Genomic DNA, 23832 nt, shown 5'->3' with positions numbered 1-23832 from the left:
TTGGAGATGGTATAGTGGATGAATGCGCCCCACTCAGAGGCCGCGGTGGAGCAGCAGGATGCGGCGGACCTCCGCGATCGCCTCGTCGTTCTGGTGGGCGCTGTGACCGGATGGGACGATCTTTTCCGAGACACCTCCGTCCATGTGCGAGCTCCAGTAGGGAACCACGCCATCGCTGGAGTTGGGACTGTCCCCTTTTCCGCGGTCGCCGATGATCGTGTGGTAGGGGATGCCCGGCGTGATCGGCACCCGGTTGATCGCCTTCACGAAGCGGTTGTTAGGCGTGAGCGTATCGACGCTGCTGGGAATGCGCGTCAACTTCAAATCCCCTTCGTCGAAGGTCGTGGACTGGAGCGCCTCGCTACCCGCTTTCAAAAGCGTCACGGGCGACTTGATGAGCCCGGATGCCCAGCGAACCAGACGACCGCTGGCCAGATTGCTCCCCTTGAGCGGCGCGGCCACGAAGATGACCCGGCCCACTTCCAGGCGGTGCTTGAAAATCACTGCGTCGCTGAAGAGCTTCCTGCTTTCCTCCGAGAGATGGGTGTCTGCCGGTGCCTTCTTGAACAAGTCCTTCCAGAGCTGGTCTCCGGTATCCGTGATCAGAAGTCGGCTGATGCACCCGCCCATGCTGTGGCCGATCAAGACCATCTTCTTCTTGAGCGGGTAGCGCTGTTGGATCGCATCCAGTTCCTTCCGCAGCAGTACCGCAGAGTAGGGATAGGGATAGCCGCTCGGATAGCTGTAGAACCAGAATTGGAAGTTCTTCCGGATCTCTGGGTCGCCACGGAGGGTATTGATCATCGGAGTCCAGGTCGCCTCCGAGTCCATCAGCCCGTGAATGACCAGCACCACGGTCTTGTCCGGGTCATAGGGCTGAAGCCGCGCGATCCGGGCCGTCTCGGCATACTCTGCCGGCTTCAGCATCCGCATGATCTCGAACTTCCGCGGCTTGGTGCTGGCAAGCATCACCGCGAGCGGCACGGTGAAATCCGCCGCCAGGGTCTGCTCGTGCCCGGCGAAATTGACCTTTTCCACCGCCAGCGGATCCTCAAAGGAAACCACGGCCTTTTTGCCCTCGAAACGAACAACAGCCGTCACCCCGTAATAAATGCGCGGAATGGTGAAGTCCTGCTTCATCCGCTCGTTCACGCCTTTCCCTCTTGCCACCAGCGGCGCACCGATGCCCGGGCGCGTGGTACGATTCTTCACGTAGCTCCCCTTCAGGTCGATACGATCCGCCGGAGTGAAGTCAAAGAGTTCCGGCTTCCAGCCCGGCCGGGGGTCGGGCTTGTGGGTCAGCACGATCTCGCCCTCCGGCGTGGGAACGGTGAGCGGCCTCGTCCATGGATCGAGCGATGACTCCTTGAGCACCTCGAAGACGCGGGAAACCGCATAGTTGTACGTCGTCTGCGCCTCCGTGTCGCCGGGAACCTTCTGGAGCTGTTCCGCCGCGTGACGCGCCGCCACCAGCAGGTCGCCGACTGCCGCCGCCGGGTTCTTCTTCTCGGCCTTCAGCGCCACGCTGATCTTCCGTCCCGCCTCAGCCAAGGGCCCCGAGGTCGACCGGATCGAAAGCAACTCAGGATCACGCTCCGATACGTCGGCATAGCCGGTGCAACCGGTATTCAGCAGCGACAGCGAACCTAACAGCAAATGGGCACAAACAAGGGAAGCAACAGCGAAACGTCCTTTCATGGGTGAGAATTCCAAGGGGTAGAGCGGGTTCCAATCGCATCGCCGATGGCAGCGAGCAGCGCCGATTCATCGACCGGCTTGTTGAGATAAGAGGCGGCACCCATCGTCATCACGCGCTCGGCGGTGTCGGGTTCGCCGTGACCGGTGATGACTATCACCGGGGTGGTCAGCCCGCGGTCGGCCATGGCCTCCAACACGTCGAAGCCATTCGTCGCTTCCATGTGGAGATCCAGGAGCAGGCAATCCAGCGGCTGTGCCGTCAGAGCAGCAACCACATCCTCGCCCCGCTCGAAAGTGACCACCGCGAATCCATGCGCGACCAGCAGCCGGCGCAATGCCTTCCGCAGCTTCGGCTCGTCATCGAGGACGGCGATCACAGGAAGGCGGTTCACACGGACATACCATCGCAATTCAGCGCACGGTTCCATTAGACCATGGTACTATTCCCCTCACTATCCCCCGCCCCACCGGCACTGCCACGCGAGGCCAAGCCATTCAAATCCCGCCCCATCGCCGCTCCACCGGCGGCGATGGTCAGGGCATACACGCAAAACTTCATCCCGCCTTGCAGACCGCCAGCTTCTTCAGGGCACCGATCCGGTCAGCCGCGCGCACCAGGTCCGCCAGCGACTCCGCCCCCATTTTCTCCATCACACGGCCCCGGTGGACCTTCACCGTCTGCTCGCAGGTTCCGAGTTCGGCGGCGATAATCTTGTTCGGCTTGCCGGCGACCACCCCTTCCAGCACCTCGCGCTCCCGCGGCGTGAGCCGGCTGAAGCGGCCGGCAATCCGGGAAGTCTCTTCACGGTCGTTGCGGTCCACGCCCGATTGGACAAGCGCCGCCCTGACCGCTTCCAGCAGCTCGTATCCGTCCACCGGTTTGGTGAGAAAGTCCACCGCCCCCGCCTTCACCGCACGCACCGACATCGGGATGTCGCCGTGCCCGGTGAGAAATACGATCGGCACCGTAGCTCCGGAGCGCACGAGCCGGCGCTGGAGCTCGAGACCATCGAGATCCGGCATCGATACATCTAACAGCAAGCATTCGATCTCCCCCGTGTGACAAGCGTCGAGGAATTCGGCGGCGCTGGCAAAGGCCCGTACATCGTATCCTTCCGCCCATAAGAGGCGGGAGATGGCCTTGCGCAGGCCGGCATCGTCATCGACGAGGTGAATGGTGGTTCCGTTCATGGCGACATGGGGAAGGGATTCTCGGAGCTCTCGATCTCGGCAGATTGATTGATTAATAGTAGCGCCCGTAATACCCCGGATAGGCACCGTACCAGCGATAGGACAGCGACTGGTTCATTTGCGCCGCCTCATACTGGTGGCGGGCGATGCTCCGCTCCACGGCAAGCTTCTGGTATTTCTGGTATTCCGCCTCGCCGCCCACATAGGCCACGCCTTCTTTCTCGTTCTTGTAAGCGTAGAAGACTTTCCCCTGATGGGTTCCCCGCTGCACCTTGTACGGCGGGAGTTCGGCGTAGATGGCCTTCTGGGCCGAGGTCTCCGGAGTCTTCACGTGGAAGCCCGCAGCGGACAAAAGTGGCTCAGTGCTGGAAGCACCCATCGAGGCACAGCTTGTCAGCAATCCTGAAAGCGGGATCAGAGCTGTTAGAATAATGGCGAGGAACGATTTCATAGGTAGGAGGGGAAAATGCAGGCCGGGGCGGCAACATCACCGCCCCGGCCCGATGGGAATGGATTAGCCTTTGTTGAAGGTGAGGCCCTGGTCACCCGTCGGACCACCGACGATGACGAACTTCATGGACTTCTCGCCCTCGAGGGAGACGGCGGTGACCATCTGCGAGCCCTCGGCGTTCATCACCAGCAGGCCCTTGTCGTTGAGACCCCAGGTCCCCTTCATCTCGGAGTTCTGTTCCTTGCCGGCGAAGCTCCAGACGAAGTTGCCGTCATCCTGCAGCTTGAAGGTGATCTTGCCGCCGGACGCGTCCGAGGTCCACGTGCCGGTCAGCTTTTCCTTCGGAATCGGATCCGGCTTCGGCGGACGGGCCGCGTCCGACTCGCCGTCGTCAGGCAGCGAGTTCTTCGTCAGGTCGCGGAGCTGGCGGGCGATGCCATCGGCCGGCTGCAGCTTCGCGGTCTGGTCGAATTGCTCGTAGGACTTCTCCATGTGCCCGCACACGAGGTAGTGGTAGCCGAGCAGGAAGTGACCTTCCGCCTTGTCGGGGCTGGCCTTCACCCATGCTTCCAGCTTGCGCAGCTGCTGTTCGTAGCTACTGGAGCTACCGTAGAAGCCCACCATCGTGTCCCAGCTCCAGCCCGGACCGGAGGCCAGCACCGGATTCAGCACGCCGGCGGCGTCCGCATATTTCCCGAGCGCGAAGAAGCACAGCGCGCGATACTCGTGGAGGCTCACATCGCTCGGCGTGGCCGCGATCGCCTCATCGGCGGATCTCAGCGCGGCGGTGTAGTCGCCGTTCTTGAAGGCGGCACGGGAGACATCCATGTCATCTTCCGCCTTGGTGTCGGCAGCAGCCACCGTCTTCTCATCGCCCGGCGGATTGGCCGCGGCCGTGACCGACATCGGCTGGGTATAGACCACCGTCGAGTTCTGCACCGGCGGGGCAGGATACGGGTTGCTGTACGATTGGTAGCCCGTGTTGTAGATCATGCTGCCCAGGCTCCAGGCCGCGATGCCCCACATGAAGCCCTGGCCGAAGTCGTCATCATCATCCCACCACCAGTTGCTGTGCCAGTAGCCACTGTTCCAGCCACAGCCCCAGTGGCCGTGATGCCAGCCGTGGCAATGACCGGCGCCCCACCACGGGTGACCGCCCCAATGCCCCGGACCACCGGCGAAATTATTGTTATGCCGGAAGTTATTATCGATGTTGATATTGGTGAAATTGTTGCCATTTCCCCAAATACCACTGTTACCCCCCCACTTGTTACCATCCCAGCCGCCGCCGATTCCACCGACGCCGCCAACTCCGCCGATACCACCAGGTCGACCAATTCCACCAACCCCGCCGAGGCCTCCAATGCCACCGGCAACCCCGACGCCGCCGAGACCACCAATGCCACCGGGACGGCCCACGCCACCGATGCCGCCGGGGCGTCCCACGCCACCGGGTCCACCGGGACGTCCGACACCTCCAGGTCCGCCTGGACCTCCGGGTCGGCCAACGCCCCCCGGTCCTCCGGGACCACCCGGCCCACCGGGACGGCCCGCTCCTCCAGGACCACCTGGACCTCCGGGACGACCGGCATCGCCAATGCCCCCAGGCCCACCCGGTCCACCGGGGCGACCAGCCCCTCCCGGACCGCCGGGCCCACCCGGTCCACCAGGACGACCGGCTCCTCCGATCCCGCCAGCACCACCCGGTCCGCCGGGCTTGCTCGGATAACCCACCATGCCGGGCAAGGTGGAAGGCTTCGTTGCCCCTCCCGGCCGGCTGGCATTCGGTCCACCCGGACGGGAACCAGCTCCACCACCGGCATCAGGGCGTCCCGCGCCACCAGCACCTCCACCACCCGGCGAAGGACGGGTAGACGGACGCGTGGAAGCCGACGGCCGCGACGCTGAAGGACGGCTGGAACCTGACGGCTTAGAGGAAGGCCGCGACTGGACCTTCGAGCCCGTCGCCGGACTGCGCCGCGCGGAACTGGTACTCCGCGAGCCGCCGCCGCTATAGCTGCGAGACGGGCTGCGGGATGCGCCGCCACTAAACCCGCCGCCACCACCTCCGCGCGACATGCTGCGGCCACCGCCGCCACCACCACGGGCACCACCGCCACCCCCGCGTCCGCCGCCACGCGCCTCGACATCAGCGGCGATGAAGGACATGCCGATGATTGCGACTACGATCCAATTGAAGATTGAAGCTTTCATGGTCTGAGGAGGTTGAAGGTTTTATTGGGCGCCAGGTTCCGGAGTCTGCCGGACGACTCGCATTTCCACGTCCGGCTGCTTCTCGCCATCCACAAGCCGTTCGCCGGCGTCCCACACGAAGGCATCCGGCCCATCAAAGGTAAGCGTCTGGTTGGCGCTCGTGACTTCGCCATCCTCCGTGACACCCTCGGTGCGGATCAGCCACTTGCCGTCATCCACCGGCGTCCAGTCGCCTTTCGAAAATCCGCCGCCGTCATCGAAGTTCCACCACGTGATCGTCTTCCGCGACGGGTCCCAGCCGATGCGAATGGTCGTCTTCACCGGCTTGGCGTCCGCCGCGGTCGCGAGCATCTCGCCAACCAGGAAATTCCCGGAGTCATCCCAGCCGAAGGCGATGTCGAGCCGCAGGCCCTCGCGGGTCGCCGTCCAGTCGCCCTTCAGTGCCTTGGCCAGTTCCGCCAGCTGACCAGCGGCATCGGAAGAGTCCTCGCGATCGCGCGTGCTGGCGATCCGCCACGCACCGTCTTCACCTTTCTGAAGCACCGCGGTGTAGTCCATCGACGTCGCCACATCGTCGTCGCCCGGTGGAGTGGCGTGAACCGTGCCGTCCTCGATGGCGAGGTCCTTGCCAACGAGCCGCACGGAATCCACATCGATCGAAATCTGGGGAGCATCAGGTGCTTCGAAGATGGCTTGATAGCGGGCTTGGATGTCCTCTCGGCCGGTGGTGATGTCGGTGGCGTCGAGATCGGTGATTTCGCCTGTCTCAGTGAAGAGCGCAGCCAGGGCCGCAGCGTCCTTCTTGTTATAGGCGGCCACGAAATCCTTGGCGGTCTTCTCCAGACCGGCGATCTCGGGAGACGCTTCCTCGGCGCATAGGCCGGAAGCAAGGGTGAGTGCCAGCACCAGGCCGGCGGTCAGGTTCGTTTTCATGCGCGGAATGCGACAGTGGTGACGGGCAACGGCGCGATCTCGGAAGGCTACAACCTTTCGCTGCCTTATTACTTCTATGATAGCTTGGCAGGATTTTGGAAGTACGACTTTGGTGCTATTCGTGACATCTCTGACTCAGACGTTGCGAATTGCATCTATTAAGATTTCGAGAACGTATCCGAACGATTAGCAAAATGCTGCGGAGCATTCCTTCACGTGTTCCGGAGAAAGGATTGGGGAAGGAAAACCGCTCCCAAAGCGCCCCCTTCCCTGTCGGTGAAACAGCCTCCGCCCGCCACGATTCCCCGTCGCAAAATGGCGTTCGCCCCGGTCTTCTCCCGCGCCTTCATCCTACCGCCCGAATCCCGGGCGCTCCTGATATCGCCTCACGCCTCGGTCAGGACCAGGCGGCTTGCTGGGGACAGACCGGGATCTCCAGATGGAAGACCGCGCCGCATTCCGAATGGGGTTGCGCCCGCAGACGCCCGCCATGCGCCGCCACGATCGACCGGCAGATCGCCAGCCCCATGCCGAGCCCATGCTGCTTGGTGGTGAAAAAGGGCTCGAAGAGTCTCTCCACATCCTCGGGCAAGCCACAGCCCGCATCTCGGACAGATAGCCGTGCGACATCCCCTTCCAGCGAGGTCACCACCTGGATCTGGCGGAAACCCACGGGATTGCCTGCCATCGCGTCGGCGGCATTGAGCACCAGGTTCAGCAGCACTTGTTGGAGCTGCACGCGATCACCCGCCACCAGCGGCAGCTCCGGAGACAGCTCCCGTGAAACGGTCACCCCTCGCCCGATCAGGTCGGCGTGGGTAAGGTGCAGCACCTCGGTGGCGATCTCGTTGAAGGACACCGGCAGCATCTTCGTCTCGCCGCGCTTTAACAGGGCCCTCAACCGCTGGATCACCTCCCCGGCGCGCCGGTCTTCATCGACGATGTCGGTGAGAATGTCCTTCACCTCTGCCAAGTCCGGAGGCGACTGCGCCATCAGCCTCTGCGCCGCCTGCGCATTTGCCAGAATGATTGCCAGCGGTTGATTCAACTCATGAGCAAGCGAGCCGGACAATTCGCTCAACGTCGTCACCCGGGTGACATGGGCCAGCTCATCACGATGACGTCTCGCCTCCTCCTCAGCCTCCCGGCGAGCGCTGATATCGACGATCACGCTGAGGACCAGCGTGCCTTCGGGACTTTCCACCGGGCTGATCCCGATCTCCACGGGAAACTCGCTGCCGTCCTTGCGCAGCGCATGAAGCTCGTGACCCGCCTCCATCGTCCGGGACTCCGGCATCCGGTGAAGGCCCTCGCGAGGGGCCGCATGCTCGCATCGATGGCGCTCGGGCAGCAGGTTCCCCACCGGTTGGCCTAACAACTCCCCCGGCGCATAGCCTAACATCTCGTCGGCTCGCCGGTTCGTCAGCAGGATCAAGCCCGCCGCATTCGCCAGCACCACTCCATTCGGCGACGCATCCACGCTCAGGCGAAAGCGCTCCTGCATGTGGTGCCGCTCGGTCACATCGATCGAGACCCCGCGCATCCGGAGCGGTTTGCCGCCGCCGTTGAAATCCACCTTTCCGCGCGCCTCCACCCAATGCTCCATCCCGGCGCTATCCTTGACCCGGTAGTCGGTGCGAAGCTCCCCGTTTCCCGTGAGCGCGCCCTCAATGCCGCGCCGCACCCGCTCGCGGTCTTCGGAATGTAGCGAAGTCAGGTAGCGCTCGAAAGTGATCGGCGTGTTTGCCGGCACGCCGTAGAGCGCACGCCCCTGTGGATTCACCCAGATTCGGTCCTGGGGAATTTCCCAGCGCCAAAAGGCCAGCCCCGCGGCACCGGCAGCTAGATGCATGCTCTCGGCTACCTCCCGCAATTCTTCCGCGTTTCGCGCCGAGCGTAGCAAGTCGCGGCTCAGCTCATAGCTCATCGCCGCCACCACCACCAGAAACGGCAAGCTGATCAAATAGGGCATCGCCACCACGCCGGAGTGAATGAGCACTCCTTGGGCGAAGCCGATCACCACGAACGCCGTCACACTGCCCCCGATCACCACCGCCTGTCGGCGCGCGTCGGCTTCTCCCTTCCGCCACAGTCGCAACGAGGCATCCACCACAAACGCCAGCAACAGCAAGGTGCTCACCTCGGCGATCCTCGTCCGTTGGCTGAAAACCGCATCCGCCGTCATCACCGTGGAACCAAGAAATCGGATCGGCCGCAACCGCAGGATCGCATCGTGATTGAGGTTCAGGCCGACCGCGAAGTTCAGCACCAGCGCGAACGCCCGGACCCCGATCACGGTCCAGCCCAGCCAACCCCGCGCGGTGCCAAAGCAACGCGTCACGAATCTAACAATAGCGACGAAAGTGATGAAGATCGGCACGTGAATCCACCGCGTGGCGGTGGCAAAGTCCTCCGTGGAGCCCGCCAGCATCAGCGCAAGCTCTGCGGCCGCAATCCCCGTGATCGCCAGAGAAAGAAGCGCCAGCCACAAGTTGGCCTGCGCATTCTTGTCGTGCAGCCGCACCAGCAATTGGACTGCCGCCAGCACCAGGCAGGCACCCGCAATCATCGGCCACAAAATGGAAACCGCATTCATCGTTCTCGCCCCCTCACACAACCCGCCCCGCAGGAATCCGCATCCCCTCGCTCCCTTCCTCCCCGCCTCGGCCAGCCACGTCCCGTAGTTATGCCGTGCATTTCGCTCCTTCTATCAGGTCTCACCGGCCGGAGCAAGTCCCCGATTTTACAACGACTGGCCCCCACCCTATTGCGTAGCGTCCACGTTCCGTCGCCACCAATTCTCACGCAGCCTCGCAAATCGCCAGAGTCCCTTGGCCGATAGCCACGGGTCACCGCCCGGCTCACTCCCCATCCCCTAGGATCCACAGCCGCGCAGCCTCCACTTCCCCTGCGGGAAACGGCTTGATCTCCGCCGCCACGAAATGCGACGCCACATGCTCGGCCAGATTCCCCAACGGCGAATCCGTCACCACCGCCACCTTCCGGATGTGCCGATGGTGATCGCGGACAAAACGCAGGTGCGCGATCATCGACGCCACCGAAGACCACCCCGGAAAGCCCGGCGTCTCCACAATCAGCCCCGCAAGTTCTCCGCCGTCCGCAATGAACGGGTCCACCTCGCCGGCCAGCGCCTCGAAGTCAGCTTCCTCCAGTGATCCCTTGGGTTGCACGTGAAGGATCGCATGGCTCTCGTCAAAGTGATGTTCGATCATGGCGCAGACGGTTTTGAGTCGATTCCTGGAACCTAGCACATCGTCACTCGGCCGCATGCAGCCTCTCGTTCAGTTCGTCCATCGGCTGCTGGCTGACGTTCACCCACCCCTTCCCGGGCTGGTCGAGGTCGAAAATCAGCGAAATCACCAGCGCGAAGGTCAGCGCCAGCATGAGATTGGCGGTCAAGCTACGGCTGCCCGCCAGCCCGAAATGGAATCCCACTCCGAGCATCGTGATGATCGTCACAATGAACAGCACCACCCACACCAGAAAGGGAATGCGATGCTGGGATCCCATGATGATCCGCTTGTTGTAAAGCTGATCCACCTCATTGAGGCTCGCGGTGAAGAGCGCATAGATTTCGGAGCTGCGATCCACCCGCGCCAACTCCTCAGCATGGGACCACAGCGATCGTTGCAGCTTCCTGACCTGAGCGTCCAGCGCCCGCAGGTGATCGGGGTCGCCAAACAACGCAGGCATCTGGATGCGGACCGCCGTGTAGTCCCGCAGCAGTTGGCGGCACTCGCTCCGGTGCGGCTCCGGCAACAGGGCCGAATTCCGGTAGGCCGTCTCGATCGCATTCACGCCATCGATGATGGCCTCCTTGCGCGCATCAAATCGAGCCGTGGTCGATCCCACCGTCAGCGCCACCATGAAGCCGAGCAGCCCGAGAGTGGCTCCCACCACACTGCTGACCGGCCCCTCCGATTCATGGTCTTCTTTCCGTCGGCGTCGCGCCCCCAAGCGCTGCCCCACCTCGATCGGAACGATGGCAATCAACGCCACGAAGATGAAGAAAACCCAGACCGGGACGACATCGAGAATGCCTGCGTGGGACATGGCGGGATCGGGTTTTCAGCAAGCCATCAGAACCTCTTTGCCCCGCGATCCGCATCGCCCATGCCCCGCGGATCTTTCATCTGCTAGAGCGACCGCGGCCTGGTCATCTTCTCCGGCGAAAGCAAATCATCGAGCTGCTCCTTGGCGAGCCAGCCCTTCGCAAGCACCAGGTCATACACGCTGCCGCCGGTCGCCAGCGCTTCCTTCGCGATCGCGGCACTGCGTTCGTAGCCCAGCACCGGGTTGAGCGCGGTCACGAGGCCGATCGAGTTCCGCACGTATTCCATGCAGCGCTCCTTGTTCGCCTGGATTCCGGAAATGCAGCGCGCATTCAGGATCACCGCCGCATTGCGCAGCAGCGTCAGGCCGAAGAGCAGGTTGAACGCAATGATCGGCTCGGCCATGTTCAACTCGAGCTCGCTGGCTTCTGAAGCCATCGAAACCGTCACGTCCGCGCCAATGATCTGGAAACAGACCTGGCTAACCACTTCCGGAATCACCGGATTCACCTTGCCCGGCATGATCGAAGAACCGGGCTGCATTGAGGGCAGGCGAATCTCATAGAGCCCGCAACGAGGTCCGGAGGAAAGCCAGCGCAGGTCGTTGCAGATCTTCGAAAGTTGGACCGCCGCGGTCTTCATCGCGCTGCTCATCAGCGCAAAGCCGCCGCTGTCCTGCGTCGCCTCCACCAGATTGGCGGCAAGCGTCACCGGCACCCCGCTGATTTCCGCGAGCCGCCGCGTGCACAGCTCCGCATAGCCCGGCGGGCTATTGATGCCGGTACCGATCGCAGTGGCACCCATGTTCATTTCGTGAAGCTCTTCCCCAGCCCTCTCAAGGTAGCGAATGCCGTCTCCAATCATCACCGCATAGGCACCGAATTCCTGCCCGAGCGTCATCGGCACTGCGTCCTGGTTCTCGGTGCGGCCCATCTTGAGCACCTCGGCAAACTCCGCCGCCTTCGCCTCCAGCGCCTCACGCAACTCGCGGAGTGCCGACACCGCGTCGCGCAGCGTCAGGATCACCCCCAGCTTGATCGCCGTCGGGTAGGCGTCGTTGGTCGATTGCGAGCAGTTGACGTCGTCGTTCGGATGCAAGTGCTCATACTGCCCCTTGCGATACCCCATGATCTCAAGCGCGCGGTTGGCGATCACCTCGTTCGCGTTCATGTTGGTCGAGGTGCCCGCGCCACCCTGGATCATGTCCACCGTGAAATGAGCATGGAGGCTCCCGGCAATGACTTCGTCACAAGCAGCCATGATCGCCGCAGCGCGATCGGGCTTGAGCACGCCAAGCTCCTGGTTCGCGCTCGCCGCCGCCTTCTTGACGTAAGCTAGGCTTCGCACGAAGTGGCTGAAGTGGCTGAGCGGAATCCCGGACAACGGGAAGTTCTCCATCCCGCGCAGCGTCTGCACGCCGTAGTAATAGCCGTCCGAAATCTCGCGCTCGCCGAGCGAGTCGTGCTCGCGTCGCCACGTCGCCGCCACCGCCGGCCCCGCTCCCGCGAGGTGCCGGTTCGCATCGCGCAGCCGCGTGCTGAGCCGTCGCGCCACATGCCCCACCATCCGGTAAAACACCTCCGGCTTCGTTGCACGGAGCTCATCGAAAGCCTCCCGCGGGATCAGCAGGACCTTGGCCGCAGTAAGCGCAACTGCCGATGAAGCATGCGGCAAATCATCCAGCATCACCCCTTCCCCGAATGCCGTCCCTCGCGTCAGCGTGGCAAGCCGCGTCGTACTGCCGTGCACCCCCGCCACGATTTCAATCTCCCCCTCCTCCACGATGCCCATCCACTGCCGTGGCGTGGACTCATGGAAGAGATAGTCGCCTGCCTTGTACTCCCGCGAATGGCCACGGGTGAATAGGTCCAGCAAATCGCCGGATTCAATGCCTACGGCACCGGCGATGTCATGGACACGCTTGTCGGAGAAGCTCATGGAGATGGTTTGTTAGAAGATGGTCAGAAGAAAAGTTTCCCGATCAGCATGCCACAGCCAACCGCACCGACAGTACAAATCATTCCCGGCAGCATGAAAGAATGGTTCAGCAAATACTTGCCGATCCGCGTCGTCCCCGAGCGGTCGAACTGGATCGCGGCAATGATCGTTCCGTAGTTGGGAATGAAGAAGTATCCGTTCACCGCCGGGAACATCCCGATCAGCAGCGGTGCCGGGATCCCCAGCGAAAGCCCTAGCGGCATCAGCGTCTTGGCCGTCGCCGCCTGGCTGAAGAGCAGCATTGAGGCAACGAAGAGCCCGATAGAGAAAGTCCACGGCGCAGCTTCCGCCATGTGCTTCAGGCCGCCGATGATCACCTCGCTGTTCGCGTCCATGAAGGTGTCGCCGAGCCACGCCAGTCCGAGAATGCCGACGATCGCCGAGACGCCGGATTGGCACGTCTTGCACTTCGGCACCTCGCTGGCAGGAATCTTGGTCACCGTCATGATCACCGCCGCCACGGTGAGCATCACGATCGCAATCGAGTTGGCCATCGGCACCTCCACGCCGCCGATGGTCCGGAGCTGCTTGAAAATCCCAGCGAGCACCACCAGTCCCACCCCGCTCAAAAAGATTAACGCGCTGGCCCGGGCACCCTTCTTGATCGGAGGCAGCTCCGCGCCCGTCGACTTCTCCGGCGGCTGCAGTTCGCCCGAGGCGAGCAGGCGTTGATACTCCGGATCATCCTTCAGTTCCTTCCCGACCCGCAGCTGCACGATCGCGGCAATCACGACCCCGAGCAGCGTCGACGGCACGCAGATCAAAAGGATCTGGACCAGCCCGTAGCCATGCGACGCGAGGATCGTGATCATCGCCGCCGTCGCGGCCGAAACGGGGCTCGCTGTGATCGCCTGCTGCGACGCGATCGTGGCAATCGCCATCGGCCGCTCCGGCCGGATGCCATTCTCATGCGCCACCTCGAAAATCACCGGTAGTAGCGGATACACGATATGCCCCGTGCCCGCGGCAAAGGTGAACGCATAGGTCACCAGCGGAGCCACGATCGTCACCTGCTTCGGATTCTTCCGGATGATCTTTTCCGCCACCCGGACCAGGAAATCGATCCCACCCGCAACCTCCATCGCCGACGCCGCCATGATGACGGTGAGGACAATCAAAAGGACATCACCGGGAATGCTGCCCGGCGGGAGCTGAAAACCCACCACAAGCACCAGCAGCCCCACCGCGCCCCACAGGCCCAGCCCGACGCCACCCGTCCGTGCCCCCATCGCCAGCGCGCCGAGGATCACGAGGATTTCGAGGATGATCTTAATGTCCATGGCTACTCCGGTTATTTGACGAGGTCGTAGCGGATCACGAAGTTCAGGCGCTGGGCATCGCCGTCGGTACCGTCATACGTCTCCTTCGTGCCGAAGAGATACTCGAGACCCAGGCGGAAGGACTTGGTCGGCTGCCACACCAGATTGGCGCTGAAGCTCGCGGTATTCTCCGGCGTCAGTGCCGACACCGTCGAAGGCAAGTCCGCCATCACCCAGCTCGCCGTGAGCGTCGAGCGGAAGTGCTCGTTCCAGCGATGCGTATACCCGACCATCGGCGCGAAGATCGGGATCGCCTCCAGATCATCGCCAACCCACGCGGCATCGAGATTGTTGCCGTTGAAATCGTTCACATAGCGAGCGATGCCTTCGCCATACGCGACCTGCGCTGAAAGATCGTCGTCCTCGGTCATGTGCCACTGGCCGGACAAGCTCACGCCCCAGCCAACGGTGTCCCCCTGCGGCCCAGCGTCGCTTTCAAAGCCGATACTGCGGCCGATACCTGCGAGTTGGATGTTCCCATAGTCACCTTCCCATCGTCCCCCGATGATCAAGTCCGGCGTGCTGCTCCGCTCCTTGGAGCTGGCGGGCAGGGTTGAATCCAGGATGTCGCTCTCGGGATACTCGACGCTGATGTAGGCATGGCCTTCCCCACAGTCATCCCACAACGGCTGGGTATAGCGGATCTGCGCCTGGCGACGGTTGAGAATTCCCGCTGGACCCTGGTAGTCGAGCACGTCCGGCCAAGCGTCCGGATTCATGAAACCGGAAAAAGTCTGGCCGATCAGGAAGTTCCACGCTTGCCCGTAGAAGTGGCGGACTCGGAACGTCATCGCATTTGATGTCGAGTCGCCGAAGAAGTCGTTCTCGTTGTAGATTCTCAGGTTCCCGAACTGCTCGGTCGGACGACGGATTTCCAAGCTGATACGGGTCCCCTTGCCGTGAATGGTCGAACGTTCGTCACCACCGAATCCCGTCTGGTTTCCCACCGGAATGGTCGAGGGGATGAACTGGTTCGGATTGCCGTTGTTGGCGAAGTCAGTGATCGCATCGACCCGGGCTGAACCGCCCAGTTTGACCATGGTATCGGTGCCGGGGATGAGAATGAACCCCTTCAGTTCTGGATCCAGCGGCTTATTCTCCGGACGCGGCGCGGCCTGTTGGAGATCCTGGAAACCATCGTAATCGCGCACCGTGCTCGCCGATCCCGCGCTTCCCGGCTGGGGCGCCACGACCACGGCGTTCGTGATCGCCGGTGTCGACGCCGGCGCGGCTGGTGCTGGCTCCGCCGCGGGTTCAGGTGCGGAAGCGTGGTGGTGAGCATGTGCCGGCTCCGGCTTCTCCTTGTCCGCCGCCTTCTCCTCCTCAAGCACCGCGATTCGCGTCTTCAGCTCGGCAATGGTTTGCTCCATCGTGGCGAGCGACTTCTTCATGTCTTCCACATCGTCGCCCCGGGCAGCAGGCATGAATCCCAATAGCAATGCTGCACCTACGGCCCCGGAGGAAACGCGCAAAGGTCCATCTTGCAACTCACGACGACTGGGAACGACCCGAGACATTATCCCCTGATAAAAGATTCCATGTCTCTCGGGCAAAGGGTTTCCCGTACAACCAAAGTAGCATGCCCGCTTCCCATCGCGGGCTCGACTTGATGGCCCGCGCCGGTGGCAACATTGCCAAGCTGGCTCCGAAACATAGTCTCCATGAAATCGCCTGTCCTCTTGTTCGCCCTGGCGCTCCCTCTGTTGACCGGCTGCGGAAACTTCCGTCGCCTCTCCGCCGACTTGGAGATTCTCGATCAAGGATACCACATCCACGGCCGCATCACGAACGCCGATGACTTCAAGGTCCCTGTGCGCGCCGTGGTGTTCGAATGGGACCGCCCCGCGAACCGGATCGACTCCGGCGACCGCGTCGAACTCGCCACCGGCGGCGCTTTCATCTTCTCGGTGAAGAATCCCGCCCGCCAATTCGTCGCCGCCTTCGCCGACTCTAACAAGAATGGCCGCTACGACTCCGGCGAGCCGCTGTGGTTCCACGCCGGCCGGGACGGCCAGCCGCAAGCTGTCGAATTCGACTCATCCCGCCGGGCGGAAGTCCGGGGCGACCTCCGCCCCGGCTCCATGCCATCCGGCCTGCGCCAAGCGATCGACAATGCCCTGGCCGGTCGCACGGTGGACCAATTCGTCACCGGCCACGGCGTCCGCCTCAGCCTCGGCGAAATCGCAAAGCTTGATGACCCGCGCTTCGCCGCCACCCGCGGCTCGGACGGCCTGTGGGCACCCGCGACCACCGCTGCCACCACCGGCTTCGGACTCTATTTCCTGGAGCCCTACGATCCCGCGCGCATACCCGTGCTCTTCGTCCACGGCGCAGCCGGATCGCCCCAGGACTGGCGCTACGCCATGGAACGCATCGACCGCAAGCGCTACCAGCCATGGTTCGCCTTCTACCCCTCCGGCCTCCGTCTCGAGGAATGCGCCAGTGCCCTCAATGACGGCGTCAAAGCCCTTCAGCACCGCTACGGATTCCAGCGCCTTCATGTCGTCGCCCACAGCATGGGCGGACTCGTCTCGCGCCGCTTCATCGAGAAAAACGTCATCGAGGACGGCAATCGCTACATCAATACCTTCATCACCTTCTCCTCCCCATGGGGCGGCCACGAAGCCGCAGCCGCCGGCGTGAAACGCGCCCCCTCCGTAGTACCCTCATGGCGCGACATGGAAAACGGCTCCGCCTTCCTCAACCGCCTCTTCGACGAACGCCTGAAAGGCAAAGTAAGCCACCACCTCTTCTACAGCCACCACGCCAAGCGCTCCCTCCTGCTGCCGGAGGAGAACGACGGAACCGTCAGCGTCGCCAGCCAACTCCGCCCCGAGGCGAAAGCCGATGCCGCCAGCGTCCAAGGCTATGATGAGGACCACGTCTCGATCCTCTCTGCCCGAGGTCCGCTCACCCGTGCGAAGGAGATCCTCGATGCCGCCCCGCGATGAACTTCCCCGCCCTCTCCTGGCTCCGCAGCTACCCGCGTGAATGGCTGCGCGCCGACGTCGTCGCCGGCATCACCCTCGCGGCCTATCTGCTTCCCGCCGGGATCGGCGATGCCTCGCTCGCCGGCCTCCCTCCCGAAGCTGGCCTCTACGCCTGCCTATTCGGCGGCCTCGTCTTCTGGCTCTTCTGCGGCTCCCGTCACACCGTCATCACGGTCACCTCCGCCATCTCCCTGCTCATTGGAGCCTCGCTCGCTCCCATGTCAGATGGCGATCCCGCCCGCCACGCTGCCCTGGCGGCATGTACGGCACTTCTCGTAGCAATCATCGCCTTCATCGCTTGGCTGGTGAAGGCAGGCACCATCGTCAATTTCATCTCAGAGCCGGTCATGATCGGCTTCAAGTGCGGCGTCGCCCTCTTCCTCGCCAGCTCACAGCTGCCAAAGCTCTTCGGCTACAAGGGCGGCCACGGCGACTTCTGGGAGCGCAGCGGACACTTCCTCTCCCACCTCGACCAGACCAACATGGCCGCGCTGCTCACCGGCATCGCCGCACTGGCCGTCCTAATTCTCGGCAAGATCTTCCTGAAAAACAAACCCGTCGGCCTCTTCGTCGTCATCGGCGGCATTATCGCGGCGACCCTGTTAGGTTTGGAGAAGCAGGGCGTGAAGATGCTCGGCGAAGTCCCCCGGGGCCTCCCCATGCCCGGCCTGCCCGGCATCAAAGCCAGCGACCTCAATGACCTGCTCCCCCTCGCCCTCGCCTGCTTCATGCTCGGCGCCGTGGAGACCGCCGCCATCGGCCGCATGTTCGCCGCGAAACACGGCGGCCGCTTCGATAGCAACCGCGAGTTCCTCGCCCTTTCGCTCTCCAATCTCGCCGCCGGCCTAGGCCGCAGCTTCCCCATCAGCGGCGGCATGTCCCAGTCGCTCGTCAATGAAAGCGGCGGTGCCAAGACCCCTCTCTCCGGCCTGATCGCCTCCCTTATCATCCTCATCGTCGCGCTCTTCCTCTCCAGCCTCCTCCACAACCTCCCACAGCCCGCACTGGCAGCCATCGTGCTCGTTGCTATCGCTGGCCTCTTCAAGGTGAAAGCCCTCAAGCGCCTGTGGAAATACGACCGCCCCGAATTCATCGTCGCGATGGCAGCCCTCGCAGGAGTGCTTTGCTCCGGCCTCCTGCGAGGCGTGATGCTCGGCGCCGTCATCTCCATGTTCCAACTCATCCGCAGTGCGTCAAAGCCGCACGTCGCCGTCCTCGGTCGCATCCCCGGCACCCGGCGCTTTTCAGACAGCGCCCGCCATGAGGACAACGAATCCATTCCCGGCGTCCTGATCGTCCGGCCCGAGTCCGGCCTGGTCTATTTCAATATCGACCACGTCCGCGACCGCATCACGGCCGCAGCGGAGACCACCAAGCCCAAGCTCGTGCTGTTAGACCTCTCCGCCGCCCCGCGCGTGGACCTTCAGGCCGCAGCCACCCTCGGTGCCCTGCACTCCGAACTCGCCACCACCGGCATCCGCCTCCAGATCGTCGAAGCCCACGCCTCCGTCCGCGACAAGCTCCGGCAGGAAGAGATCGACGAAAAAACCGGCACCATCAATCGCCACACCAGCGTCGCCGATGCCGTCGACGCCTTCCTCCGCGGCGAACCGCACCCCGCCTGACCCATGCTCGCGGAATTGTTCGCCTCCTTCATCCTGCTCGGGCTCTGCGTGCTCATCCACTCCACGGGCATCGCGCTGATCCTTCGCCAGATCCACCACCATCCTCCGGTGCCAACCGACCGCCCTTGGAAGGTCGCACTCGTGATAGTGCAGGTCGCTTGGAAGCTCACCTCCCTCCACCTCTTCCAGATCGTCCTGTGGGCCGTCTATTTCCAGATTCAAGGCTGCCTCCCGAACTTCGAAACCGCCCTCTATTTCTCCGGCGTCAGCTACTCGACGCTCGGCTACGGCGACGTGGTCCTGCCGCAGGGCTGGCGCACTCTCGGCCCAGCCGAGGGCCTGACCGGCATCCTCATGTGCGGTCTTTCCACCGGCCTCTTCTTTGCCATCGCCCATCGCCTCTTGGAGGCGCGACTCCATCATCGCCCAACGGCGACAAAGTGAATGAGTCAGAAAATCACGCCCGCCAGGTTGCCTCGGCTGTCGGACCTGTTCCAACAGCCGACTGGCGGGCGCTTGAAATCGTTCACATGGCTCTACTGGGCCAAAGGCGACAGAATGATCGCCGTGGAGAAACCCGTACCCCACGGCGATCATGTGTGTCTCTCTGCAGGAGAAGTTCTTCAGACAGCATCGGCACTTTGACTCAGGGCTGAATGACCAACCGGTAAAAGCGTCGCTTGATCTGCGATGGCACCGGCACCTCAAAGGACAACCCGGCTCCGGTGCCCGCTTGCGGCGCTCCGAGATTTATCCAGGAGCCAGCCAAAAGACTGTCGCTATACTGGAGCTGATAGGAATGACCAGCCACCGATTTCGCAGCGGTAATATTGGCAACACCTCCGCCAATGACCAACCGGGGAGAACCCAGTTCTTCCTCGGTGATGGGAGGAATGACGAGCTCCGTTTGGGTGGTCAGGGCGGCAATCGCTGAGGCACTGAGCGCCGAGCCATAGATCCGGAAATCGTCGACCAAGCCATCCAGATAAGGATCGGCCCACTGGGACTTCCCGATGAAGTTGGCCGCCGTGTTCCCCAGGTCCGATGGATCGAGGGTAATGTTCGCATTCGAGCCAACAGCCGCACCATTCACATACAGCGTACCGGTCGTTCCTGAAAGCGTGACCGCAAGGTGGGTCCACGTGCCCACGGACAGCGGTCCCGACCCGTCGATGATCTGCTCCCCCACGGACGGCGTGCGAATGGCAAAGCGAGGAGCCCCTCCCGGCGCGGAAGGAGTCAGGAACATGTAGTTGTTCGTTCCGCTGCCAAAGTCGAATACCCGTGACCAGTTACCGATGGCATCGAGCTTCACCCACGCGGAAATCGTAACGTCCGTCAGACCGGAGACAATCCCAGCCGGCAGCGAAACGTAGTCATTGAAACCGTCAAGACTCACCGCATTGCCGAAGTGGCCGGATCCCCACAAAGGACCGTTCACCAAGGATCCATTCCAACCATTCCCCGATGAATCGGACGCGGTGGCACCACTGTTCTCATCGAATCTCAACCAGGCACGAAAGCGCGGCGCGGCGGCTTCCGCACTATCCGGTCCCTCGACCTGGCCAACCAAGGCACTCACTACATAGTAGTAGTCGGTCTCCGCAAGCGCGGTCGTGTCCGTGAACGTCGTCACCCCGACTCCACTGGCCATGATTGTGTAGGATCCGCCGCTGGTGACGGATCGCTTGACCACATAGCCCGTCGCTCCCTCCACCGGATTCCACGCCAGCGCGATGCCACCACTGGTGTTGAAGCTGGCCCGAAGCGCCGTGGGAATCCCCGGCGCAGACAAGGCCTGCACCGCCCATTGCTGCTTCGCTGAGCCGTCGTAGCCAGCAATGCCGGTGTTTACGACAAATGCACCCGCATTCGACGAACCGCTCTGAGGCTCGAACTCACGGCCAAAGCTAGCGGTGACGATCCGCTGGAACCCTCCTTCGGTCGGGCGGAACAGGAAGCGCTGCCATGGCGCATCTGTTCCCCACCACCAGACCTGCCCGATCTTGTCATTCGGCAATCCGCCATTGGTCCAGCGGTCGTTGTCCGCGACCGACGAGATCCTGTAGTTGCCTCCACCGACGTGTTCGAGCCGCCACTGCTGTGAGGTTGCTCCAGTATAGGACTGCTGGACCACTTCGTTCCCCGCACCATCCATCGCGAGTCCGCTACCACGATTGACGAGCTTGTAGATGCCATCCGCGATCGGCCCCGTGGCCGATGGCGAAAGCTCGATCCAGTTCAAGTTGGGAGCGCCACCGGTGACATTCAGCCGGAGCTTCTGGCGACCTGCTTCCAGAAAAACCTGCCGCGTCGCCGTCACCCACGTCTGCCAGCCTCCAGTGCTGGCCAAGGACCAATCACCGGTCTTGTCGGAGCCATTGCACTCAATCCGGACCTTTCCCGCCGACATGCTGGCAATCCTCAAGCGAAGGTCATACGTGCCCGCCTCTGCCACCCAGATCGAGTAGTCCATCCATTCGCCGGAGTTGGTCCAGCCGATGTCATAGCCGCCTCCAGCGTCCAAGGTTGATTCGATGTCGACCCCTTCACCTAACCGATACTGTCCACCAAGGTTGGCCGTATCCAGATCGCTGAAACCCACCCCTTGTCCTCCGAGATCGAAGTCCTCCGCTTCGATTCGCAGGGTGCCATGGAGAAATCCCCCGCTCCAATCTTCAGGAGTCTTGCGAGGCTGGCTGCCATTGCCATAGGCGCTTCGGGAAACCGGCCACGTCCCGAAATCGGGCGTCCAACTCATCCCCGCATCATCGACCAGGTCCTTGAAATGCTCGTTCTTCGTAACGTCGGGTGAAACCCCATAGGGAGGAATCGTGAGAAAGCAGTTCCACGAGACACCCATCCGTTCGAGTTCCGAGGTCAGCTCGATGTCCTGGCCCTCACCATTCCCCCAATCCAAGCTCATGAACTCCGTCATCATGCAGGGATAGCCCGCTCCAAGCAATCCTGCCACCGCTTGGGCCGTTCCCTTCCATCCGGCGTAGCCATGGAATCCGACCGCCTCATTGGTCCACACCGCGTTGGGGTTTCCGTGGACCCGTTGGTTGAACTCATGGATGTCGGCAAGCGCCGCAGCAGCACCGCCCGCTTCCCCGAAGACAGCGTAGGTGAAAAGCAGGACCGGAGTGGCAGGCGCCTGCTGGCGGATCAGGTTGTAAGCTTCCACCTCCATGTCCATCGCTCCGGCCGGAGTGGTTCCAGTAAGATAGGGCGGCCCCCACGCTACCGGCTCGTTGTGGATCTCGTAGAGCACGTGGGTCTCATCTTTGTAGCGAGGAGCATAGTAGTTCCAGAATGCGGCCGCCCACTGGCGGTTGTGGTTCCCGTTGTTCGCACCATTCCCGATCGTGATGACCAGATAGAGCCCGAGGTCACGCGTCATCTGGACGAACTTGTCCACCTCCGCCACCGCGTAGCCGGGTGCCGTGCTGCCACTGGCTGGATACGCCGGATCGAAGGACTCGGCATAGAGATGAACCGTGTTAAAGCCGAGCTCCTTGATGCGGGCCACCTCGCCGATCGGTGCAGCCGTCGTCCACTCGGTGGATTCATACGGTCCACGCAGCAGCTGTCCGTTGTCCGCGACGAAGGTGGTCCGGGAGGCATTCAGTTTGGCGCGGCCACGCTGCGGCTTCACGAGATCGGCATTGTCGCCGAGTGCGGTGAACGCAAATGAATCCACATCCACGTAGCCGGCGCTCGTCGCGGTGCCTGCGTTGTAACAAAAAATCGCAAACTGCTCGCCCTGCCAGGTAGACCCGTAGCCGAACATCAGCGGAAAATTCCCACCCAGCGTCGTCCAGGTGCTGCCATCGGTGCTGTAGGCGCAAATACCGAGATCCCTCGTGAAATCAAGATCAGTGCGCAGGTAAAGCGTATTGCCAGCGATCGGCACGCCAGACGCGCCGGCATAGCTACCGACCTTGTCATTGCGCATCTTCATGCCAAGCGTCTTGCCGCCGCCGGCATCCACAGTCACCGCGAGGTGGGCACTGATCTTCCCGAGCGTCCCGAATCCGGCAACATCGCCAGGCTGCAAGTTGGTGAGATCGAGCTTCACCACCCCTTGGCTGCGCGGCCCCTGCGCTTTTTGCGTCAGGGTATTGCGAGCCTTCCAGAATTCCGTCGCTTGCCCCACCCGCAAGCGCAGGTAGCCCGGACGCTCATTCAACGACCACTTCGCCGGATCGGGATTGTGGTTCCACTGCCACTGGAGCCCGAGGCTGGAACTACTAAAGTCATCGGAAGTCGCCGGGGTCTTCAAGGGCTGACCCGCCACTGGCTTCGGATAGCTGGCCGCCATGTTGTCGCGGTTCGACGCAGTGCCAAACACCGGCCAGTTGTTCTCCCAAAACACCGGCCCAATCCTCGGCATGCGCCCGATCGATCCGCTGTCCTGATGGACGAAGCCGAACCACTGCCCGCTGTCATTGACATCCACGATCGCGCCCTGGTGACCGCCCGTCGTGGAGGTAAGGCAGACATGGCCGGTCTCCCAAGGACCATTGATCAGGTTCTGCGTGCGCGAGCAGCGGAGCTGGAAGGGCCACACACCTGGGTTGGCATTGAAGGCGTAGTACCAACTGCCACGTTTGACGAGGTGCGTTCCCTCGCCACCGGAGTTCACCAGATTGTCGTATTGGGCGACCACTGCCGAGCAAGTGGCATTGAGCACCATCAGCGTCTGCGAACCGTGCCCGCTGAGAATATAGCCGGTCCCGTCCGTATCGAAGAAAAGGCCGGGATCGTAGATGCCGCGGTCGAGCTGATAAAAATTCCACGGCCCGGCCGGATTGGAGGCATAGTAGATGCGCCCGTTGGAAAACGTCGGCTGCACCGCGATGTAGAAGATGCCATTGCGATGGCGGATGCTTGGCGCCCAGATACCGCCTTCGTAGGCAGTCTGTCCGTTGACCAAATTGTGCGCATCCGTGGTGCCGACCGGATCCGCCGCGTGGCCCGCAAACTCCCAATTCACCATGTCCTTCGACTTCAGCACCGTCAGCCCCGGCGAGCTGACAAAGCTCGACGACACCATGTAGAAATCCGAACCCACGCGCGTGATGTCGGGATCGGAGTAGTCGCCATACAGAACCGGATTGGTGTAGGTGCCATCGCCGTTGTCGGACTGCCACGCGTATGCACTTCCCAAACAAGAAATCACGCCGCAGAAAACAGCGGCCAATGCCACGCGAAGGCGGGAGAGAATCTTCATGAACAAGCTGAAATAACTTTTGACGAATCTTCCTCCGGCAGCCGCGCCCCGCCCGTGGCTGATGCAGGCGTCGGGGCCGGGCATGACTGCCGGAGATCGAAACA

At 62.6% G+C, this 23832-nt stretch carries 17 protein-coding genes; 3 read left to right on the top strand and 14 right to left on the bottom strand.

Features of this window, described 5'->3' with window-relative positions; translation table 11 throughout:
* Positions 1-33: 33 nt before the first annotated feature.
* The 13 genes from WKV53_RS18030 to WKV53_RS17970 all read right to left on the bottom strand — a co-directional run bounded on the left by WKV53_RS18030 (position 34) and on the right by WKV53_RS17970 (position 15301).
* Positions 34-1698, bottom strand: coding sequence for an alpha/beta hydrolase (locus WKV53_RS18030; protein ID WP_341406175.1), 1665 nt, complete (start codon positions 1696-1698; stop codon positions 34-36).
* The gene (locus WKV53_RS18025) at positions 1695-2090 is read right to left on the bottom strand and encodes a response regulator transcription factor (protein WP_341406174.1); all 396 of its coding nucleotides are present in this window, start codon (positions 2088-2090) and stop codon (positions 1695-1697) included. The genes WKV53_RS18030 and WKV53_RS18025 overlap by 4 nt, the downstream gene beginning before the upstream one ends.
* 35 nt (positions 2091-2125) lie before the next feature.
* The gene (locus WKV53_RS18020) at positions 2126-2257 is read right to left on the bottom strand and encodes a hypothetical protein (RefSeq protein ID WP_341406173.1); all 132 of its coding nucleotides are present in this window, start codon (positions 2255-2257) and stop codon (positions 2126-2128) included.
* Positions 2254-2889, bottom strand: coding sequence for a response regulator transcription factor (locus WKV53_RS18015; RefSeq protein WP_341406172.1), 636 nt, complete (start codon positions 2887-2889; stop codon positions 2254-2256). Before WKV53_RS18015 ends, WKV53_RS18020 begins: the two co-directional genes overlap by 4 nt.
* A 52-nt stretch (positions 2890-2941) precedes the next feature.
* Complete coding sequence (locus WKV53_RS18010) at positions 2942-3340, bottom strand: hypothetical protein (protein ID WP_341406171.1); 399 nt, start codon at positions 3338-3340, stop codon at positions 2942-2944.
* Between the two features lie 63 nt (positions 3341-3403).
* Positions 3404-5554, bottom strand: coding sequence for a tetratricopeptide repeat protein (locus WKV53_RS18005; protein ID WP_341406170.1), 2151 nt, complete (start codon positions 5552-5554; stop codon positions 3404-3406).
* A 21-nt stretch (positions 5555-5575) separates the two neighbouring features.
* Positions 5576-6487 carry a YybH family protein gene (locus tag WKV53_RS18000; RefSeq protein ID WP_341406169.1) on the bottom strand — a complete coding sequence of 304 codons (912 nt, stop codon included), beginning with the start codon at positions 6485-6487 and terminating at the stop codon, positions 5576-5578.
* Positions 6488-6884: 397 nt separating this feature from the next.
* Positions 6885-9083 (bottom strand): PAS domain-containing sensor histidine kinase, encoded by a 2199-nt coding sequence (locus WKV53_RS17995; RefSeq protein WP_341406168.1) that lies wholly within the window; start codon positions 9081-9083, stop codon positions 6885-6887.
* Between the two features lie 265 nt (positions 9084-9348).
* On the bottom strand, positions 9349-9720 hold the full coding sequence (locus tag WKV53_RS17990; protein ID WP_341406167.1) for a SpoIIAA family protein: 372 nt from the start codon (positions 9718-9720) through the stop codon (positions 9349-9351).
* A 43-nt stretch (positions 9721-9763) separates the two neighbouring features.
* Complete coding sequence (locus WKV53_RS17985) at positions 9764-10561, bottom strand: bestrophin-like domain (RefSeq protein ID WP_341406166.1); 798 nt, start codon at positions 10559-10561, stop codon at positions 9764-9766.
* A gap of 83 nt (positions 10562-10644) precedes the next feature.
* Positions 10645-12498 carry an aspartate ammonia-lyase gene (locus WKV53_RS17980; protein ID WP_341406165.1) on the bottom strand — a complete coding sequence of 618 codons (1854 nt, stop codon included), beginning with the start codon at positions 12496-12498 and terminating at the stop codon, positions 10645-10647.
* Between the two features lie 23 nt (positions 12499-12521).
* Positions 12522-13838: an anaerobic C4-dicarboxylate transporter family protein gene (locus WKV53_RS17975; RefSeq protein ID WP_341406164.1), complete on the bottom strand. Its 1317-nt coding sequence runs from the start codon at positions 13836-13838 to the stop codon at positions 12522-12524.
* Positions 13839-13849: 11 nt separating this feature from the next.
* Positions 13850-15301 (bottom strand): DcaP family trimeric outer membrane transporter, encoded by a 1452-nt coding sequence (locus WKV53_RS17970; RefSeq protein ID WP_341406163.1) that lies wholly within the window; start codon positions 15299-15301, stop codon positions 13850-13852.
* A gap of 237 nt (positions 15302-15538) precedes the next feature.
* Between WKV53_RS17970 and WKV53_RS17965 the strand changes: the two genes are divergently transcribed.
* Genes WKV53_RS17965 through WKV53_RS17955 form a run of 3 tightly spaced genes read left to right on the top strand, consistent with a single transcriptional unit; the run spans position 15539 to position 18936 of the window.
* The gene (locus WKV53_RS17965; protein ID WP_341406162.1) at positions 15539-16828 is read left to right on the top strand and encodes an alpha/beta fold hydrolase; all 1290 of its coding nucleotides are present in this window, start codon (positions 15539-15541) and stop codon (positions 16826-16828) included.
* Positions 16825-18492, top strand: a complete 1668-nt coding sequence (locus WKV53_RS17960; protein WP_341406161.1) for a SulP family inorganic anion transporter — start codon at positions 16825-16827, stop codon at positions 18490-18492. The genes WKV53_RS17965 and WKV53_RS17960 overlap by 4 nt, the downstream gene beginning before the upstream one ends.
* Positions 18493-18495: 3 nt before the next feature.
* The gene (locus WKV53_RS17955; RefSeq protein ID WP_341406160.1) at positions 18496-18936 is read left to right on the top strand and encodes a potassium channel family protein; all 441 of its coding nucleotides are present in this window, start codon (positions 18496-18498) and stop codon (positions 18934-18936) included.
* A gap of 202 nt (positions 18937-19138) precedes the next feature.
* On the opposite strand, the gene WKV53_RS17950 is transcribed toward WKV53_RS17955, so the two are convergent.
* Complete coding sequence (locus WKV53_RS17950; protein WP_341406159.1) at positions 19139-23728, bottom strand: LamG-like jellyroll fold domain-containing protein; 4590 nt, start codon at positions 23726-23728, stop codon at positions 19139-19141.
* Positions 23729-23832: the final 104 nt, after the last annotated feature.

It is taken from the genome of Luteolibacter sp. Y139 (genome assembly GCF_038066715.1).
GTDB classification, from domain to species: Bacteria; Verrucomicrobiota; Verrucomicrobiia; order Verrucomicrobiales; family Akkermansiaceae; genus Haloferula; species Haloferula soli.
This window is presented reverse-complemented; position numbering and strand designations above follow the sequence as displayed.